Annotated in this window: 16 protein-coding genes and 1 pseudogene; 6 read left to right on the forward strand and 11 right to left on the reverse strand. The window is 52.2% G+C overall.

The genetic code is table 11. The annotated features are described in order from the left end of the window. Positions 1-53: 53 nt before the first annotated feature. Positions 54-911, reverse strand: coding sequence for an acyl-CoA thioesterase II (gene tesB / locus C2M24_RS11615; RefSeq protein WP_105215022.1), 858 nt, complete (start codon positions 909-911; stop codon positions 54-56). 84 nt (positions 912-995) lie between these two features. On the opposite strand from tesB, the gene C2M24_RS11620 reads away from it, so the two are divergent. Next, a complete protein-coding gene (locus C2M24_RS11620; protein WP_105215024.1) occupies positions 996-1,457 on the forward strand; it encodes an EVE domain-containing protein in 462 nt (153 codons plus the stop codon). A gap of 16 nt (positions 1,458-1,473) precedes the next feature. On the opposite strand, the gene C2M24_RS11625 is transcribed toward C2M24_RS11620, so the two are convergent. The 7 genes from C2M24_RS11625 to C2M24_RS11655 all read right to left on the reverse strand — a co-directional run bounded on the left by C2M24_RS11625 (position 1,474) and on the right by C2M24_RS11655 (position 7,408). Continuing rightward, a complete protein-coding gene (locus C2M24_RS11625) occupies positions 1,474-2,262 on the reverse strand; it encodes a TIGR00266 family protein (RefSeq protein ID WP_105215026.1) in 789 nt (262 codons plus the stop codon). A 141-nt stretch (positions 2,263-2,403) separates the two neighbouring features. After that, positions 2,404-2,616, reverse strand: coding sequence for a GDCCVxC domain-containing (seleno)protein (locus tag C2M24_RS16180; RefSeq protein WP_105199956.1), 213 nt, complete (start codon positions 2,614-2,616; stop codon positions 2,404-2,406). 166 nt (positions 2,617-2,782) lie between these two features. Continuing rightward, positions 2,783-3,439, reverse strand: coding sequence for a CoA transferase subunit B (locus tag C2M24_RS11635; RefSeq protein ID WP_105215028.1), 657 nt, complete (start codon positions 3,437-3,439; stop codon positions 2,783-2,785). 2 nt (positions 3,440-3,441) lie between these two features. Continuing rightward, positions 3,442-4,143: a CoA transferase subunit A gene (locus C2M24_RS11640; RefSeq protein ID WP_105215030.1), complete on the reverse strand. Its 702-nt coding sequence runs from the start codon at positions 4,141-4,143 to the stop codon at positions 3,442-3,444. 8 nt (positions 4,144-4,151) lie between these two features. Next, complete coding sequence (locus C2M24_RS11645) at positions 4,152-4,910, reverse strand: 3-hydroxybutyrate dehydrogenase (protein ID WP_105215032.1); 759 nt, start codon at positions 4,908-4,910, stop codon at positions 4,152-4,154. Between the two features lie 2 nt (positions 4,911-4,912). Further along, positions 4,913-6,091 (reverse strand): E22 family MetX-like putative esterase, encoded by a 1,179-nt coding sequence (locus C2M24_RS11650; RefSeq protein WP_105215034.1) that lies wholly within the window; start codon positions 6,089-6,091, stop codon positions 4,913-4,915. Between the two features lie 12 nt (positions 6,092-6,103). Continuing rightward, on the reverse strand, positions 6,104-7,408 hold the full coding sequence (locus C2M24_RS11655; protein ID WP_105215045.1) for a GntP family permease: 1,305 nt from the start codon (positions 7,406-7,408) through the stop codon (positions 6,104-6,106). Between the two features lie 302 nt (positions 7,409-7,710). Here C2M24_RS11655 and C2M24_RS11660 point away from each other — a divergent pair, with 302 nt between their 5' ends. Together C2M24_RS11660 and C2M24_RS11665 are read left to right on the forward strand one after the other, a co-directional pair. Further along, positions 7,711-10,002: a TonB-dependent receptor gene (locus C2M24_RS11660; RefSeq protein ID WP_105215047.1), complete on the forward strand. Its 2,292-nt coding sequence runs from the start codon at positions 7,711-7,713 to the stop codon at positions 10,000-10,002. Positions 10,003-10,133: 131 nt separating this feature from the next. Next, positions 10,134-10,790 carry a response regulator gene (locus C2M24_RS11665; RefSeq protein WP_105215049.1) on the forward strand — a complete coding sequence of 219 codons (657 nt, stop codon included), beginning with the start codon at positions 10,134-10,136 and terminating at the stop codon, positions 10,788-10,790. A 65-nt stretch (positions 10,791-10,855) separates the two neighbouring features. On the opposite strand, the pseudogene C2M24_RS11670 reads toward C2M24_RS11665, so the two are convergent. Both C2M24_RS11670 and C2M24_RS11675 read right to left on the reverse strand, forming a co-directional pair. After that, positions 10,856-14,319, reverse strand: a pseudogene (locus C2M24_RS11670) (PAS domain-containing hybrid sensor histidine kinase/response regulator). A gap of 72 nt (positions 14,320-14,391) precedes the next feature. Then, the gene (locus C2M24_RS11675) at positions 14,392-14,988 is read right to left on the reverse strand and encodes a 1-acyl-sn-glycerol-3-phosphate acyltransferase (protein WP_105215051.1); all 597 of its coding nucleotides are present in this window, start codon (positions 14,986-14,988) and stop codon (positions 14,392-14,394) included. 510 nt (positions 14,989-15,498) lie between these two features. Here C2M24_RS11675 and C2M24_RS11680 point away from each other — a divergent pair. Genes C2M24_RS11680 through C2M24_RS11690 form a run of 3 tightly spaced genes read left to right on the forward strand, consistent with a single transcriptional unit; the run spans position 15,499 to position 17,206 of the window. After that, positions 15,499-16,173, forward strand: a complete 675-nt coding sequence (locus C2M24_RS11680; protein ID WP_105215053.1) for a CsgG/HfaB family protein — start codon at positions 15,499-15,501, stop codon at positions 16,171-16,173. 12 nt (positions 16,174-16,185) lie between these two features. Further along, positions 16,186-16,530 carry a DUF4810 domain-containing protein gene (locus tag C2M24_RS11685; protein WP_105215055.1) on the forward strand — a complete coding sequence of 115 codons (345 nt, stop codon included), beginning with the start codon at positions 16,186-16,188 and terminating at the stop codon, positions 16,528-16,530. A gap of 1 nt (position 16,531) precedes the next feature. Then, entirely contained in the window at positions 16,532-17,206 is a 675-nt protein-coding gene (locus C2M24_RS11690; protein WP_105215058.1) for a DUF799 domain-containing protein, read from the forward strand. A 1,102-nt stretch (positions 17,207-18,308) separates the two neighbouring features. Here C2M24_RS11690 and C2M24_RS11695 read toward each other — a convergent pair. Continuing rightward, the coding region (locus C2M24_RS11695; protein WP_267894379.1) for an EF-Tu/IF-2/RF-3 family GTPase at positions 18,309-18,771 on the reverse strand (463 nt) is incomplete at its 5' end.

Genomic DNA, 18,771 nt, shown 5'->3' on the forward strand with positions numbered 1-18,771 from the left:
GTGTCGTCGCCAAAAACCATTGAAAACGTCGCGAGCGCAGCAGTTTTAAGCCCCTAACGCTCGCGCATCACACCTTCTTGAATGGTGGAAGCCACTAAATTGCCCTTACGGTCAAAGAACTGGCCGCGCACCAAACCGCGGCCACAGCTGGCGCTGGGGCTGTCTACGCTGTAGAGCATCCATTCGTCCATACGGAATGGACGGTGGAACCACATGGAGTGATCGATAGTGGCAACCTGCATGTTCGGATGCATAAAGGACTTGCCATGGGGCTGCAAGGCGGTAGGCAAAAACTCGAAGTCCGATGCATAGGCCAACAAATAGTTGTGAATACGCTGGTCGTCCGGCATCTCGCCATTGGTCTTAAACCAGATATGCTTAATTGGCTCGGCCACCTGCGGCTTAAAGGGGTTTTGGAAATTCACCGGGCGCATGTCGATGGGCTTTTCGCTGATAAACTTGTTGCGAATAGGCTCTGGAATTTGGTGCGCATGCTCTTGGTAAAATTCCAGGGCAGAGCGTAAGCCTTCCGGTGCCGGCACATCCGGCATAGGTGTTTGGTGTTCCAGGCCCTGGGCGTCGCCGGAGAAAGAGGCGGTCATATAGAAAATCGGCTTGCCGTACTGAATGGCACTGACACGGCGGGTGCTCAGGCTCTTACCGTCGCGGATGTTTTCCACATCATACACAATGGGACGCGAGGCATCGCCGGGGCGTAAAAAATAGGAATGCAGGGAATGCACCACGCGCCCTTCGGGCAGGGTTTCCTTCGCTGCCGACAGTGCCTGACCCATAACCTGACCGCCAAAAACGGCCTTAAAACCCAGGTCCTGGCTGGCACCGCGATACAGGCCCAACTCGATTTCTTCCAGTTTTAACAGCGACAATAAATTATCTAATGCTTGGCTCATTGTGTCCTCATTTCCACATTGCAGCTAATACAATGATAATACTATACAATGAACCCGATTACCTAGCTCAGCACAGGACCCAACATGGCTTATTGGCTACTCAAAACAGAGCCCGATGCATTTTCATTAGCAGACCTAAAAGCGGCGCCGAACGGCACCACGGTGTGGGATGGCGTACGTAATTATCAGGCCCGTAATTTTATTCGCGATGGCATGAAGGTGGGCGACAAGGTGTTTATCTATCATTCAAGCTGCAAGGTACCGGCCATAGTCGGCGTGGCCGAGATAGTGAACGGCCCCTATGCGGATCCATCACAATACGATGCCAGTGGCGATTACTATGACCCTAAAGCCACGGCCGAGGCACCACGCTGGTTTAGTGTCGATGTGCAGTACAGGGAAACGTTTAACAAGCCGGTGACCCTGCAGGCGATCAAGGCCGACCCGGCCATCGAAGAGCTGGCGCTGAAAAAATCCGGGCGCTTGTCCGTGATGCCGGTCACCGAGGAAGAATGGCAATACCTGTGCGGCATTGCCAGTAAGTAAGACGAGGCGGCGTGAATTAATCGCCGCCTATCATATCGCCGATGCCGCCAAGGACCGAGCCCTCGCCTTGGCGTGCACCCCCGGCTCTAGGCGCGTGCTCAAGCACGCGATCGGCCAAGCGTGAGAATGGCAAGCTTTGGATCCACACGGTGCCGTGGCCGCGCAGCGTGGTCAGAAACAGGCCTTCACCGCCAAAGAACATGGAACGCAGGCCCTTCACCCGCTCGATATCGAACTCGATGCCGCCGGTAAAGCCAACCACACAGCCAGTGTCTAAACGCAGTGTTTCACCATTGAGCTGTTTCTCAACGACCGTGCCACCGGCATGGGCGAAAGCCATGCCATCGCCTTCTAAGCGCTGCAAAATAAAGCCTTCGCCGCCAAAGAAGCCGGCGCCTAATTTACGCTGAAAGGCGATGTTGACCTCGGTGCCCATTGCCGCGCACAGGAAGGAGTCTTTTTGTAAGAACACCTGCTCACCCAGCTGCGCCATGTTCAAGGGGATGATGGTGCCGGGAAAAGGCGCGGCAAAGGCAACGCGTTTTTTACCCATACCCTGATTGGTAAAGTGGGTCATAAACAGGGACTCGCCGCTGATCATGCGCTTACCCGCACTAAACAGCTTACTCATAAAGCCTTGATTGACCTGTGAGCCGTCACCCATTTTCGCTTCAAATTGAATGCCGTCATCGAGGTAGTTCATCGCCCCCGCTTCGGCAATCACAGTTTCATTCGGGTCGAGTTCCACTTCCACCATTTGCATTGAATGGCCGATAATTTCATAGTCAACTTCATGACATCGCATTGTGCTTTCTCCTTTTTCTTGATGGACCTAGCATGACCTAAATGCACATTCAGTGCATCGAATAAAATGTAAGCAGCTTTTACAAGGGGGGAATCTAGGCTGTAGCCGTGGCAATCGCTGCCCGATTCGTTTTGAGTGTTATTAACCGCAGCACCTGCCATCTTTTTGTATCGGTGGGCATTTAACCGAGCCATATGAGCAATACACGCAGCAGTCACCGGGTAAAGGCTTTAGCAGGGTGTGGCAAGATGAACACTCATAATAATACTGGCACGCATCCGTTGGCATGGTTTCCTGCTTCTTTGCGCCGCACGCTGGGCAAGTGATAACAGACTCGAGAATGACATTATTCATTTAGATCTCTGTCGCATCTTGGTTAATAGCCCTTAAACCTTAGCACAGCTCCTACTTAGGGCACCCTACGCCTGCGTTTGGGTTGGGTTGTGATGAACACATAAAAAACACCCAGCATAGCAGGCTAGCTGGGTGTTGGCTGGCGCAGTTTAGAGTCGGGACAACCCTAAAACTGCATCTCAGGAACCTGATCCGGGCAGATGAGCTTGCCCTGGGTTTTTGCTTTAATCTCTTCCACGCTTACGCCGGGAGCGCGCTCAAGCAGATGAAACGCACCATCCTTGATTTCCAGCAGCGCCAGGTCGGTGATCACCTTATTGATACAACCGACGCCCGTCAGCGGCAGTGAACACTGGGTCAGCAGTTTTGAGTCGCCATGCTTGCTGGCATGAGTCATGGTACAGATAATATTTTTGGCGCCCGCCACCAAGTCCATGGCCCCGCCCATGCCCTTGACCAACTTGCCGGGGATCATCCAACTGGCGATGTTGCCGTTTTGATCCACTTCGAAAGCGCCCAACACGGTTAAGTCCACATGACCACCGCGGATCATGGCAAAGCTTTCGGCTGAGTTAAAAATCGCGGCGCCGGTGCGGGCGGTCACGGTTTCCTTACCGGCGTTGATCATGTCCGCATCCACTTGTGCCTCAAGCGGATATTCGCCCATGCCCAGCAAGCCGTTTTCCGATTGCAGCATCACATCTATGCCTTTGGGCACATAGTTGGCAACCAGGGTGGGAATGCCTATGCCCAGATTCACATAATAACCGTCGCGTAATTCCTGGGCGACGCGCTGCGCCATTTGCTCTCGTGTCAGTGCCATGGTTATGCTCCTCGCACCGTACGTTTTTCGATGCGCTTTTCAAACTGACCTTGAATCACGCGTTGCACATAAATACCCGGGGTGTGAATTTGACTGGGCTCCAGCTCCCCGGGCTCGACAATTTCTTCCGCCTCAACCACGGTGATCTTGCCAGCGGTGGCGGCCATGGGGTTAAAATTCATCGCCGTATGACGATAGATGCAGTTGCCGTAGCGATCCGCCTTCCACGCCTTCACTATGGCAAAGTCGCCGACAATGCTTGGCTCAAGCACATAGTCGCGGCCAGCAAACTGCTTGATGTCCTTGCCTTCGGCCACCACTGTGCCGACCCCGGTTGCGGTGTAAAACGCAGGGATGCCGGCGCCACCGGCACGCATTTTCTCCGCCAGGGTGCCCTGAGGGGTTAACTCCACCTCCAGCTCACCGCTCAGCAATTGCTGCTCGAACAAGGCGTTTTCACCCACATAAGAGGCCACCATTTTGTGGATCTGCTTATCTTCAAGCAGGATGCCTAAACCAAAGCCATCGACGCCGCAGTTATTGGAAACCACTGTTAGGCCGGTGGTGCCCTTGTTTTTGATTTCTTTAATCAAGCCCTCGGGAATACCGCATAGGCCAAAACCGCCGGCGATCACCGTCATATTGTCTTCGAGGCCCGCCATAGCTTCACCGTAGCTGTTCACTACCTTATTAAAACCTGCCATCTTCTCTCCTATTGCGCCGTCCAGCCGCCATCAAGGGCGATGGCTTGGGCAGTAATATTGCGCGCCGCATCCGCCATTAAAAAGTCAACGGTGTGGGCGATTTCATCCAGGCCGATAAAGGCCTTTTTAGGCATGGGGGCCAGCATTATGGTGTCGATCACCTCCTGCTCCGTGATGCCATGTTGTTTGGCCTGGCTGGCTATTTGCGCCTCAACCAGGGGTGTTTTCACATAGGCCGGGCAAATGGTATTGACCGTGATATCCACATCCCCGGTTTCCAGCGCCAGCACCTTGCCCAAACCAATAAGGCCATGCTTGGCCGACACATAGGCCGACTTATACTTGGAGGCCACCTGGGCATGGATGGAGCCGATATTGATAATGCGACCAAAGTTTTGCTCTCGCATCGCTGGAAGCACCGCCTTGGTGAGCATGGCCGGGCCATTGAGCAGCACATCCTGCAGCAGCTGCCATTTATCCAAGGGGTACTCGTCTAGACGCTCTACGTATTGAACGCCCGCGTTATTGATCAGCACGTCTATAGTCGGCTGCCTGGCAATAAAATCCCCGAGGGAAGCAAGATCCGCCACATTCAGCGCCAGGCCCTGGGCACGAATGCCCTGCTGTTGAAGCTGTTCGGCCTCGGCCTTGGCTCGCTCACCATCCAGATCGGTCAGTAAGATCTCGTGCCCTTGTTTGCCCAAATGCTCCGCCACATAGCGGCCAATGCCACTGGCGGCACCGGTAATTAAAATTCGTTTGCTCATAATTACTCCGCTAAGAATTCGCCGATCACCTGGCCCTTGGTTTGAATGGAGAAAATACCGTCAAGATGACCCCATATACCCTCAATTTCCTCGATTTTTACATCTTTCTCTTGCTCTTTAAGCAGCTTGGCAAACGCGCGCACCGGGCCTGGGCGTAACAAGAGGTCGTTACTGGCGGGCATAAGCAGCACCTTGGCCTGAATCTTTTTTGCCGCCGCGCTTAGGTCTTCCTGCATGCCGGCGCTGTACAGTTGCGAGGCGCGCACTAAATAGAGAATATGGTTGGCATCCTGAGTTTGCGCTCGAACCAGGGCGCGCTCATGCAAGGTCTGGTTAATGGCCGGCAGGGTGCGTATGTCTTTCTTTGCACCCTCGTCCTGCACCTTGAAGTTCGGGAAGCTGGCCTTATAACTTTCCGGGTGCATGGCGTCCTGAGTGATGTTAAGCATGGTGGCGGTCACACCGGCCAGCGGGCGCTCACCCTCATAGTAATTGCCATTATTCCAGTTTGCGTCCAGGCGAATAGGCAAGGCCCATTTTTCCAGGGCTGGCACGGTCCAGGCGTCCATTTTCGCCGCACCAATCACATGCACTAAACGTTCAACCTTGTCTGGGTAACGCACCGACCATTCCAGCGCCTGGAATGAGCCCATGGAGGCGCCAATGACGGCGTGGAGTTTTTCAATCCCCAGGCTGTCGAGCAAACGTTTTTGTACTTCGACAAAATCACCTATGGTGACCACGGGGAAGTCCAGGCCATAGGGCTTGCCGGTTTTTGGATTAATGGACGCCGGGCCCGTGGTGATCACGTTTTTATCGTGCCAGTTGGCGTTAACCAGGGTATCCGAGCTGATCACGAAAAACTTGTTGGTGTCTATGGCCTTCCCCGGGCCAATAATGGCATCCCAATACCCGGGCAAAGCGTCATCCGCGCTGTATTTACCCGCCGCATGGGAGGTGCCGGAGAAGAAATGGGTGATCAGAATCACATTGTCCTTGGCGTCATTCAGGGTGCCGTAGCTCTCCCACCCTACCTGCACCTCGGGCAAGGTCACACCCGACTCCGTGGTGTAGTTGGCAAAGGCGAAACGCTGTTTTTCCACCAGCGGGGGCTCGCCCTGAGCCCAGGCCCACTGGCTTACACAGATTAAAACAAGGCCTATTATTCGCAGCATGCTCATGTTGTTCACTCCTTAGAATAAGATAAATAGGGCGAGCGCCAGGGCCACGCCAATCAGTGGCACCACGGCCGTTAATGCCGCCATAGACCAGTAAGCGCGTTGGTGCGTTTCTTTACAGATGGCGCGGATGGTGGTCACCACATAACCGTTGTGCGGCAAGGTATCCAACGCCCCGGAACTGATCGCCACCACCCGGTGTAATTGTTCTGGATTCACACCCGCATCCAGGTAATGAGGCGCCACTAACGGCAGGGCTATGGCCTGTCCGCCTGATGCCGAGCCGGTCAAACCGGCAATGACACTGACGGCCACCGCCGCACCGAGCAATTCGTTGCCCGGCATATTAGTCATGACTTCCACCGCCACCTGAAAGGCCTCTGTGTTTTTGGCCACCGCACCAAAACCGACGACCGCACTGGTGTTACCTATGGCCACCAGCGCCCCCGTGGTACCCAGGTTAATGGCACCGCTGAGGTTGTGGAAATGCTTGAAGTTGATCACCAGAATCGCCAATACACCGCCGAGCAAGGCGACAATCAGCGCGCTTTGGTGCAATACATCGTGCAGGGTAAAAGACAGCAGTAACACCACCAGCAGCGGGATCACTCCGGTGATCGGATGGGGATAGTCGCGCTCGGGAATTTCCGGGTCGTCATCGCGGGCCTCAAAGCGCTCACCATTGGCCACCGCCTTGGTGATCATCTTCTTCAGCCACCAGTAACCGGCAATGGCCATAAACACAGCCACCACCAGGCTCACTTCCCAGGCCGCATAGGGCGAAGTGCCCAAATACTTGATGGGGATCCAGTTTTGAATCTCCGGCGAGCCCGCCGAGGTCATGGTAAAGGTCACCGAGCCAAAGGCCAAAGTCGCGGGAATAAAGCGCCGCGGCAGGTTGGCGTCTTTAAACAGGCTCAGAGCCATGGGATATACGGAAAAGGCGACGATAAAGACGCTGACACCACCATAGGTCAGTACCGCACAGGCGATCACCACGGCCAATACCGCGTGTTTCATACCCAGCTTGTTGACTATGGCACGGGCAACGCTGTCCGCGGCGCCGCTGTCTTCCATAAACTTGCCGAACAAGGAGCCGAGCAAGAACATAAAGAACCAGGCACTGAGGAAACCGGCAAAGCCGTTCATATAGGTGCTGACAAAGTCTAAAGACACATTCTCACCGGGAAAGAGCGCCATATTGCCGCTCAGCGCCACCAACAGGGCACATAAGGGCGCGGCAATAAACAGGTTTACGCCGCGCAGGGTAAGAATGATAAGTAGTACCAGACCGCCGATAAGGCCAATCATACTGAGCATAGAAGTGCTCCTCGAATTATTATTGTTTTAGTTATCAGAGCTAGCATAGCAGCTGTTTCTGTTAACAACACTGGCAATCAGTGTGGCCCCACAAACCGTTAAAATACATAGTACTAAGGTTATAGAATTGCGCCACGCCCCGTAAATAAAGGGCTGTAGCGGCGATAGTACTAAGGTACTAACCCCCTCGTCGCATTTTTCCCCTAAAGTCACAGTTAATTAATATTTTTAAAACAAACCCATACCGTGACGACCCATAACAATACCGGCGCACGGACAACGACAATAACAGGGGATACAGGATGAACACATACAGTCTACGCCGCTCTAGTCTAGCCTTAGCGATTGGGGCGGCACTCACAAGTGCACTGGCAAGTCCAACGGCCTTGGCAGAAGAAGAAGTAAAAAAAGCCGAGCTGGAGCGCATCGAGGTTACCGCCCGTAAAACGGTAGAGAACCTGCAAGAGGTACCGGTGGCCGTGACCTCAATCGGCGCTGCGCAACTACAGGAAAACGGTATTTCGGTGATGACCGAGGTACAGCAGTTTTCACCCAACACCACCTTGCAGGCCAGCCGCGGCACCAACTCCACCATCACCGCCTTTATTCGCGGTGTAGGTCAGCAGGACCCTCTGTGGGGTTATGAGCCGGGTGTGGGTATCTACATCGATGATGTCTACGTGGCTCGACCTCAGGGTGCAGTACTGGATTTATTGGATGTCCAGCAAATTGAAGTATTACGTGGCCCACAGGGGACACTCTACGGTAAAAACACCATTGGCGGCGCGGTGAAGTATGTCACCAAGGAAATGACCGGCGATATGACCTTTGATATCCAGGGTACTGTGGGCAGCTATAACCAAAGAGATTTGAAGATCACCGGGCAAGTACCGCTGATCGATGAGCAGCTCTACCTGGGTTACGGCTTTGCCACCTTAAACCGCGACGGCTTTGGTGATTTCATTACCTCTGATTTAGACAATCAAGATCGAGAAAACTATAACAAGGATCTTACCGCGGCACGCCTGACCCTGGAGTATCGCCCCACGGAAGATCTGTTTTTCCGCCTCGGCTGGGATAAAACCGACGATGACTCAAACTCAAAAGGTGGTTATCGCCTGCTTCCTAGTTTGTTGACCGATGCGCCTGTGCCAGACAGTGTGTATGACTCCTACACCAGCTTACCTACTTGGAACAAGGTGGAGCTGGAAGGGTTTAGCCTGACCGCACGTTGGGACATGAACGACAGCACCTCGTTTAAGTATATCGGTGCCAAGCGCGACAGCTATTCACCGACCAATATCGACTTTGACAATACCTCTATCCGCATTTTCGACGTCCCTGCCATTTATGACGATGAGCAAACCACTCATGAGTTACAGCTAAACCATCAGGGCGATAATTATAAGCTGGTATCCGGCTTGTATTATTACGATGGTGAGTCGTGCGGCCAGTTTCAGGCCATCTTAGAGCAGCTTGGTATCGCCCTGGGCGGGCCAAGCCTGACGCGTGAAGTAAGCGGTTGCAGTAACTCCACCAGTAAGGCCGCCTATATTCAGGGTAGTCTTGACCTGTCAGAGCAATGGTCACTGACTTTAGGTGCACGCTACACCCGTGACAGTAAAGAGGCGATCGTTAACAATGGCCTGATCTTCGATACCGTATACCCTGAATCAGGTTGGGTGCCAGGATATGTTCGCCCTGAAGGCCAGCTGGTCCCTACGGTACTGGACGATGAAAAAGATTGGTCACGCTTTACTCCTCGCGTTGGCGTCGAGTACCAATACAATAACGACATCATGTTCTTCGCCAGCTACGCTCAGGGCTTTAAATCTGGCACCTTTAACCCCCGTGCCAGCACCGCCGAGCCGGCGGCCAACCCGGAAATCGTGGATTCCTACGAGCTGGGTATGAAGAGCGAGTGGAACGACAACCTGCGTGCCAATATCACCTTCTTTACCTTAGATCATGAAGACCGTCAGTATATCTCGGTACTGCCCGGCGATAGCTCGGCGGATCTCAACCAGCGCTTGGGTAATATAGGTAAATCCTCTGCGGACGGTGTGGAAGTGGAGCTGAACTATGTCGCCACCGACGCCCTGACGTTTGATGCGTCTATGGGCTATATCGACTCGGACTTCGAAGAGGTGTTAGATACGGACCCCGTTAGCGGCGAAACCTTCGATAAATCGGATCGCTTTAGCATTTCCAACACCCCGGATCTCACCTTTAACCTGGGCGCCACCTATCGCCTGTATACGGATAACGGCGACTGGGTGTTTAACACCAACTACTACTACCGTGGCGACTATGTGTTATTCGAAGAAGACAGCCTGCTCAGCCAGGACAGCTATGGCCTGCTTAACCTCAGCGTTAACTGGTACAGCACCGACGGCCACTGGCGTGTTGGCCTCCATGGCAAGAACTTAACGGATGAAGAATATATGATCGGCGGCTATCAGTTTGTCACCCCGGATGCGTCTGATCCCACGGATGTCAGTAAGTACACCCCGGGTCTGGGTGGCGATAACACCTTGATCGGCTACTTTGGTGACCCGCGCACCGTGTCGCTCACCGTTGGTTATAACTTCTAACCTTTCTTGCGTATCAAGGCGGCCAGCCCTCCCCCGGTTTCAAATGGCCGCCTTTCCATATGCAACTTAACGCAGGCCCTTGCCGCGACTAATAAAATCCCCTATAACGAGGAAGATGGAGTCAACTTAGGATGCCCAGTGTGCAAGCCATTATCGCCGATGATCACCCGTTATTTCGCAGCGCCCTCAAACAAGCCGCCGCACAGGCCATGGCCGATGAGCCAATTTTAGAAGCCAGCGATCTATCGGAGCTGTTTAGTGCCCTTGTCGTCCATCCGGAGATTGAACTGGTGTTTTTAGATCTCACCATTCCCGGTGCTCAAGGCCTGGAAGGCTTAGCGCGACTACGCAATCAATACCCGGATATTCTGGTGATCATGGTCTCCGCCAATGAACATCCCAGCATAATTGAACAAGCCATGGCGCTCGGTGCCAGTGCCTATATTCCCAAGTCTTCATCCCTGGATGTGATCAGTGAAGCCATAGCCCAGGTTATCGAAGGGGAAAACTGGTTACCGCCACAAACGGAAATTTGCACCGACGTTAACAGTGAGCAGGCCCAGTTTGCCCGTAACCTGGAAAAACTGACGCCACAGCAGTATAGAGTGTTAAGCATGATCGCCGATGGCATGCTCAATAAGCAAATTGCCTATGCCATGTCGATTCAGGAAACCACCATTAAGCAGCATGTCTCGGCCATTTTGAAAAAGCTCAATGTCTACAACCGCACCCAGGCGGGCATTTTATTCAAGCAAATGGCCACGGTGGCCGAAAGTGAAGAAGCCTGACTGTAGGTCGGGATTTTATCCCGACACAAAGGGCATATTGTCGGCGCAAAGCACCGACCTTGTATCTACAAATTAACCCGCTCCTGATTCGCCTTTAACCGCTTTAAAGTGCGCTTTAATGCCGGAGTTTTTAACGGCTTATACAACAAGGGATAACCGCAATCACTCACACGCTCACGAATGGCCTCGTCGTGGTTGGCAGTGTTGATTAAGATTGCCATCTCATCCAGGCCTAAAGCCTGGATCACCTGCAAGCCGGTGACGCCATCGTCTAGCTGGTAGTCGGCAATCAGAATATCCGCTTCACCGCCATTGACCAACTCCGCCAACTGCGCCTGATCATTGGCCAGCGCCACGCTGCATCCCCAATTCTGGAGCACCTGAGACAGCGCCTGTAACACGTTATCGTCATTATCGAGCAGCCAGATGCGCAGACCCGCCAGTTGATTATCCTGACCCTTGTGTTCGCTCGGTGCCGGCACCTTACTGTGCGACTGGCTGTAACAGGGCAAAGACAAGGTAAACTGAGTGCCCTTGCCGAGCTGTGAACCCAGCGTCATATTAATATCCAAAGCGGCACAAATACGCTTGCTTATGGCCAGTCCCAAACCCAGGCCCTGAGCTTGCTCCTTGCCCTGCAGCTGTTTAAATTCCTCAAAAATCAGTTCCTGATCTTGCTTGGCTATACCGGCTCCGGTGTCCTCCACCATAATGGATAACTGCTGACCATGACTCTCGCACAGCACTCGGATTTCGCCCCGCTCGGTATAGCGAATGGCGTTACTCAACAGGTTGCTCAGCACCCGCTTGAGCAGCGCCTTGTCCGTTTTCAACATTACCTCGGCGCCCTGCAGGCGAAATGCCAGGCCCTTGTCTTTGGCCAGGGCCCCGTATTCATTGGCAAGGGGTTGTAACAGGCTGGTCAGGGAGAAGTCTGTGTTATTGATTTTAAAGGAGCCGGACTCCAGCTTGGTGAGCTGTAAGATGCTCGACAACAGATCCTCGGCACTGGCCAGAGAGTTGCGAATATTCTGCGCTAGCTCGGCCAATTCCGAGCCCTGCGCCTTTTCGCTCATCAGCGAGCAAAACAGGCTGGCGGCATTAAAAGGCTGTAACAGATCATGACTGGCGGCGGCGAAAAATCGTGTCTTACTTTCCGTAGCCGATTCCGCCTCACGCTTGGCCGCTATTAGGGCATAGTTAGTGGCCACCAACTCACTGGTACGAGCGGCTATTTTCTCTTCCAGATTCAGGTTGGCCAGCTCTAACTCACGTTGCTGTTGCACAAAGTCGCTGATATCTGTGTAGGTAGTAACAAAACCGCCGCCGGGCAAGGGGTTACCCTGCATCTCAAAGACCCGGCCATCGTTGTGCTCGCGGCGATATTTATAGGCACTGCCACGGCGCAGGTGGGCGATACGTTTGCTTACCTCCGCCTCGATTTGCTGGCATTCAAACAGGCCACGCTCGGCATTAAAGCGGATCAGCTCGGCCACCGGTCGCCCTACCGCCAGCATGTCTTTTGGATAGGCAAACATCTCCTGATAACCCTGATTCCAGGCCACCAGTTTGAGGTCGCTGTCGACCACACTAATACCCTGCTCTATGTTTTCTATGGTGGCCTGCAATAGATCCCGGTTAAAGCGCAGTACTTGAGAGGCTTCATCAACAAACTCCGCCACCTGCTCAAAGGGCTGGCGTTTTTCATCCTTAGCCACATCGAGGATCAGCCGCGCCGAGGCGCCACCGACCAGGGCCGACATTTCCCGCTCGACCCGCTCTTCCACCGTGGTGGGCGCCTGCTCCTTCCAAAGATTGCGGGCGGCGGGGAAGTATTTTTCTACCAGCTCGGCGGCCCGTTCCGGCTCACTAAAGCGCTGTAATAACAGCGCCAGCTCTTGATAGCTCAGGGCGATATTGGCGTCACGCTCTTCAACGCCACGCAGAATAAACTTATTGCTTTGCAGGCGCTCGGCCAGCTGCGCCGCGCTGATAAAGGGCACCAGCAAATACACAAATGTGTTCACACCCAAAGACAGCAGCACGGCCTGGGTTAAAGGCTCCAGACCCAAGGAAAACAGATCGTTGGGCGCCAACCAGGAAATCTGCCAAGGCCCCTCGTTCAGCCAGACGGCCTCGCCATACAGGGCGCTATACACGCTTGGCAACAGCAGGGTGTAAAACCAAATCGCCGAGCCGCTTAAAATACCCAGCTGGGCGCCGCGACACGAGGCCTTAGACCACCACAGGCCGATGATCATCGCCGGGGCAAATTGGGCCACCAAAGTAAAAGACATCAGACCCATATTGGCCAGGGTATTACCCTCGGCCAGTACCCGGTGGCTGGCATAACTGAGTAGCGGATCACCACTATCACCACCCGACGCGCCTGAAGTAATTTAAACTTGGAGAGGCCGCGGTGGGACGAACTCAGCTGTGAGCGGCGCAGCAAAAACTGGTTAATAAAGTCGTTGGTGATCATGATAGACAAGACTATGGTGGAGACGATCACCATGCTGGTCGCCGCAGAAAAGCCCCCCAAGAAGGCCAACAACGACACCCAGGGCGCCTCGGCGGCAATGGGCAGGGCCAGCACAAAGGTGTCATAGCCCACATCCTGACCCTGAAAATACACCAGGCCCGCATAGGCGATGGGCAGAATAAAGAGGTTAATCAGCAACAGATAAAGGGGGAACAGCCAGCGCGAGGTCCTTATCTGCTGCTCGTTATCATGCTCGATAAAGGCGGTATGGAACTGGCGTGGTAAACACAAGGTCGCCAATAAGCCGAGCAACACATGCACCCAATACACATAACCCGGACTGGCGGTGGTTTGCATCTGCGCCGCTATCTCTTGCTGTTGCGCCGCCGCAAAAATAGCCTGGGGCGAGTCAAATAACCCAAAGCAAATAAATAAACCAACGCCGACGAAGGCCAGCAACTTGACCACGGACTCAAAGGCGATGGAGGCCATCAAGCCCGGATTGTGCTCACTGGGGCGCACCCTTCGTGCCCCGAACAAAATGGCAAACAGCGCCAAGGTCAGGGTGATATAAAAGGTACTGTCCTGATAAAAATAGTCGTTTTGCCCGCGCTCCACCTCGGTGAGCATAGTGATACTGGCACTGGTGGCATTTAGCTGCAGGGCGATATAGGGCACTATGGCGATCACCGAGATCAGTGACACCAGGCCCGACAAACTCGATGACTGACCATAACGGGTGGCAATAAAGTCGGCCATGGAGGTCAGTTGCTGCTGGCGACAGATGGTGGCGATGCGGGTATAGATTTGCCAGCCAAATATAAAGAGTAAGATGGTGCCGGTATAGGTGGGAGCCAGCCACCAACCGTTATTGGCGGCCTGCGCCGTGGTGCCGTAAAACGCCCAGGAGGTACAATACACCCCGAGCGACAGACCATAAACCCAGGCACTGGCGCGGTGCTTGAATTTATCCGCATACCAGGCCACGGCGAACAAGACCCCAAGGTAGGCCAGGGCAATCAGGCTTATCACACCAATCGAGAACATAACGGGCTAATTTATTATTATTTTCTCATCATCATAGCGCTTCTGTATGTAAAAACACCACTGACTTTAGTGTTACTTGATGCCCGATACCTGCCGGGGATATTTCGCCATCTCGGCGGGAAACAGGGCCTTTACCTGAGCCAGGGTTGTATCTATATCTTCTCCAACCTCTAACGGTGCCATGATCACAAACTGCTTTTTACTGTAATCCAGCGCCATGGGCACCACGGGAACCTTTGCCGCCTTGGCGATATGCAGAAAACCACTTTTCCATTGCGGCGTATATTTGCGGGTGCCCTCAGGCGCCAAGCCGAGGATCAGCGCGTCGCTGTTATCAAACAGAGTCTTCACCTGGGCCACCACGCCATGGGAAGAGCGTCTGTCGACAGGAATACCACCCCATTTTCGTAACAAGGGCGCCAAAGGCCAGACAAAAATACTGTGCTTACCTAAAAAGCGGATCCGCACCTGCAAGTGCATTTTCACCGCGATGGCGATAACAAAATCCCAGTTTGAGGTGTGAGGCGCCACCGCGGCGACAAACTTGCCATGCTCGGGAAACTCCCCCACCACCTGCCAACCAAACCAGTTCAGCACCTTGGTACCCAGCCAACGGCCAAAGCGACTATGGGTACGGGGAATATTCGTGGGGATCTTCAGCTCAGGCATAAGCGTTTTAACGTCGGGGACAATCTCGTTAGATTGGCGCTAAGTGGCTGTTTAGTCAATTTTATTAAGCTCTTACCGAATTTATGATTTAAAACACAGTGTGGATGAGCAAATTTGAATGTCCAACCAAAACTTGAGATTCACACAATTTAGGCGACATACTTGATTCTACTTAGACATTCAAATTTGCTTCTTAGCTTGTGCCAGGGCACACGCAAGAAAAAGGCTGTTGCTTTTTTTGTAATCACCGACCGTTGTTATCGGTAACTGCTACCAGCGAGGCAGGTAAATCTTAAATTACGCACCAATCATTCCAATTCAACATGCTTTTGGTTAATATTTTATTTACATTGGCAAAGGGTGGCTTTCAGACAGGAATAATGTTTCGAGCAGCCTCAGATGGAACTCTTTAAATTGCTTCTCGCTCTTACAGTAGTTCTTGACGCTCCATATCACAGCTACCACCGCGCCTCTAACTACAGATAACAATATTTAACTAGGGATTTTGCAATGTTTAAAAATAACAAATCATTACTAGCAGCAATCATTGTAGCTTCCACAACCTTGATGTCCGGATGTGCAACAACAAGCTCGCAGGTTATAGAGCCCCCAAAGGTCGAGAGTTACAACACCACCTACGCGGGTGAAAAAAGCAAACTAGTGGTAGGTAAATTCGTAAACCGCTCCAGTTTCCAGAACGGTATTTTTTCAACAGGACAAGATCGCCTAGGCAGCCAGGCGAAAACATCACTCATCAGTCACCTTCAGCAAACAAACCGCTTTAGCGTGCTAGACAGAGATAATATGGAGATGCTGACGAGCGAAGCCGAGCGTTCAGGAACCCAACTTAATATCGCAGGAGCCAAATTTGTCGTAACGGGTGATGTCACAGAATTTGGACGCAAAGCCATTGGTGACAGACAGTTATTTGGCCTTTTGGGCAAGGGTAAATCGCAAATTGCCTATGCAAAAGTGACTCTGAATGTCATAAACGTAGCAACGTCGGAAGTCATCTATTCGGTGCAAGGAGCGGGGGAATATAGCTTATCAGAGCGTGAGGTGATTGGGTTCGGCAGCACAGCAAGTTACGATGCAACACTCAATGGTAAAGTGATCGATCTGGCCATCAGACAAGTCGTGGATAAATTAGTTACGGGCATAGAGTCAGGTGCTTGGAAATTATAAGAAGGTATCACAATGAAAAAGCTCATTACTGCGGCTATTTTTGCCGTCGCAGCTACCGGCTGTAAAACGGTCGAGCCACTTTATTATTACGGCAATTACAACAGCTCTGTTTATGACTACTTCAAGGCCGATAACTCAACAATCGAGGAACAAATTGCGGCTCTTGAAACTGTGATTGAACAGGCAAGTGCCAAAGGCAAAGCCATTGCTCCTGGTATCCACGCTCATTTAGGCATGCTGTACTTTGAAACAGGCAATAACACGCAAGGTATGGAACATTTTGAACAGGAAAAATTCCTTTTCCCGGAGTCAGCACAGTATATCGACTTCCTAATCAAATCGGCCAAGGAGGTATGAAATGACCAAGATTAAAATATTATTGGCAGCAGCTGCGACGCTCCTAGCGAGCGGATGTATCAATACGCCTCAGAGTCATGATTACTCCAATTTCCGCGATGCCAATCCCTATTCTATTTTGGTATTGCCCCCCATTAATAACTCTACCGAAGTCATCGCGTCTTACAGCGTTATGTCTCAGGTCACCACGCCGATTGCTGAATCAGGATTTTATGTATTCCCCGTAGCCTTGGTGGATCAAACATTCAGAAGCAATGGCATTACGGTAGCACATGACGCCCATGCGATTCCGATTGGCAAGTTGCGGGAAATCTTTGGAGCCGATGCAGCCTTATATATAACCATTGAAGAATATGGTACCAGCTATGTTGTTATTTCTAGCGAGACGAGAGTGACCGCTTCAGCTCAACTAGTCGACCTGCGTGATGGCACCGTGCTCTGGCAAGGTAAAGGAACCGCTTCTTCGGCAGAAAACAGAGGCAACAGTGGAGGAGGGCTTGTAGGCCTGTTAGTTGAAGCAGCAGTTAGCCAAATCGTCGAAACCGTATCCGATGCGGGTTTTGATGTTTCCGCGGTCACGGCGAACAGAATGTTATCTTCAGAAGCCCATAACGGTTTACTCTATGGCCCGCGCTCACCTAAGCATGGTCAGCCTGCTCCAAGCGAGAAAAAGTAAACATATTTAGCGCGAACTGACCCCTACTACCCATAAGCGAGCCTAAAAGGCTCGCTTTTTGTTGGGGGAATCAGGCTTTAATATCGGCTTAGAGGTGCTAATCCCCCTGAGACGTAGGCTTCTCCCCATGGCCATGTCGTGCAAAAATGATAAAAGAATCAATTTAAGAGGACAGTATTGATTTCACATCGACATTCAAATTTGCTCTATTTTGACGACATTTACTTACAAGGCAGTTTAAAATCAATGGGGTAATGCTCGTCATGCCTAACCCAAAAAGGCAGAGACTGGAGATCTCGCTGGGTCGCCGACTATGACTTGACGTCAAACTATTCACGCAAGGCTAAAGCCTAGGTTACATCCATACACTATCACGATCTCAAGAACACCTATGTATCAACTACCGCCACTGTCGATGGCCCTACAAAAATTGTCAGGTTGAAACCTGACCTACAGGTATCGAGTTTCCCGTTTAAATTCGCGCTTTCGATATCGGCTTTTGCTGCATAGCGTGGCTAAGACAGCGAGGCATGGAGGCCGAGCTAGATTTATCGGCACAGGGAAGTGCCGTTAAATCGTGTCGCAGCCTAAGTGGAGCGTTTAGCAAAAACCTGAGTTCGTAAGCATAGGCGAATTACGGGTTCGCGGAGTTTCCAAAGAGGGAGTCGAATCACTCCCTCTTTGGTTGTCGTCGCCAACGCGACAAGAACTCACTGTGCAAAGCTGTGGGGAGTTTTAAACTCAGAAGTGAGTATAGCTTTAAACGCTGTAGACAGAATTACAGAAATGATAAAGGCCGCTAATGCGGCCTTTGGTGTCCGAAGTAAGCGTGGTTTTAGCAATACATCCATGTAGCTGGGTTCCTGTTCGTGACGAAGTTACGGCGTCCCCGCTCATCGCAGAGCTCTTCGCCTTCAAGCGGCGAGCGCTGCGATTTGACCTGCATCACCACTCTGCAAGGAATTCGTCCCTGAAGCTTGGTCCCGGTTCGTAACGAAGTTATCGGCATCCGTTGCCTCGCGCTCGAGCCGTGAAGGTGGTCTACTTTGGTGCTGGCACAAAAAAGGCCGCTAAAAGCGGCCTTTTTTCTTGAGAGTAACTATTACTCTACGATAGTTGCTACAACACCAGCACCTACTGTACGACCACCTTCACGGATCGCGAAACGTAGACCTTCGTCCATCGCGATTGGGCAGATTAGTTCAACAGTCATCTTGATGTTGTCGCCAGGCATTACCATTTCTACGCCGTCTGGTAGTTGGATGTCACCAGTTACGTCAGTTGTACGGAAGTAGAACTGTGGACGGTAGCCTTTGAAGAATGGCGTGTGACGGCCACCTTCGTCTTTAGAAAGTACGTATACTTCTGCTTCGAACTTAGTGTGCGGGTTGATTGAACCAGGAGCAGCTAGTACTTGACCACGCTCTACTTCGTCACGCTTAGTACCACGTAGAAGGGCACCGATGTTCTCACCAGCACGACCTTCGTCTAGAAGCTTACGGAACATTTCTACACCAGTACAAGTTGTCTTCGTAGTTTCTTTGATACCTACGATTTCAACTTCG

Origin of the sequence: Pseudoalteromonas sp. T1lg22, assembly GCF_002964645.1 — a bacterium.
In the GTDB taxonomy this organism is placed as follows: domain Bacteria; phylum Pseudomonadota; class Gammaproteobacteria; order Enterobacterales; family Alteromonadaceae; genus Pseudoalteromonas.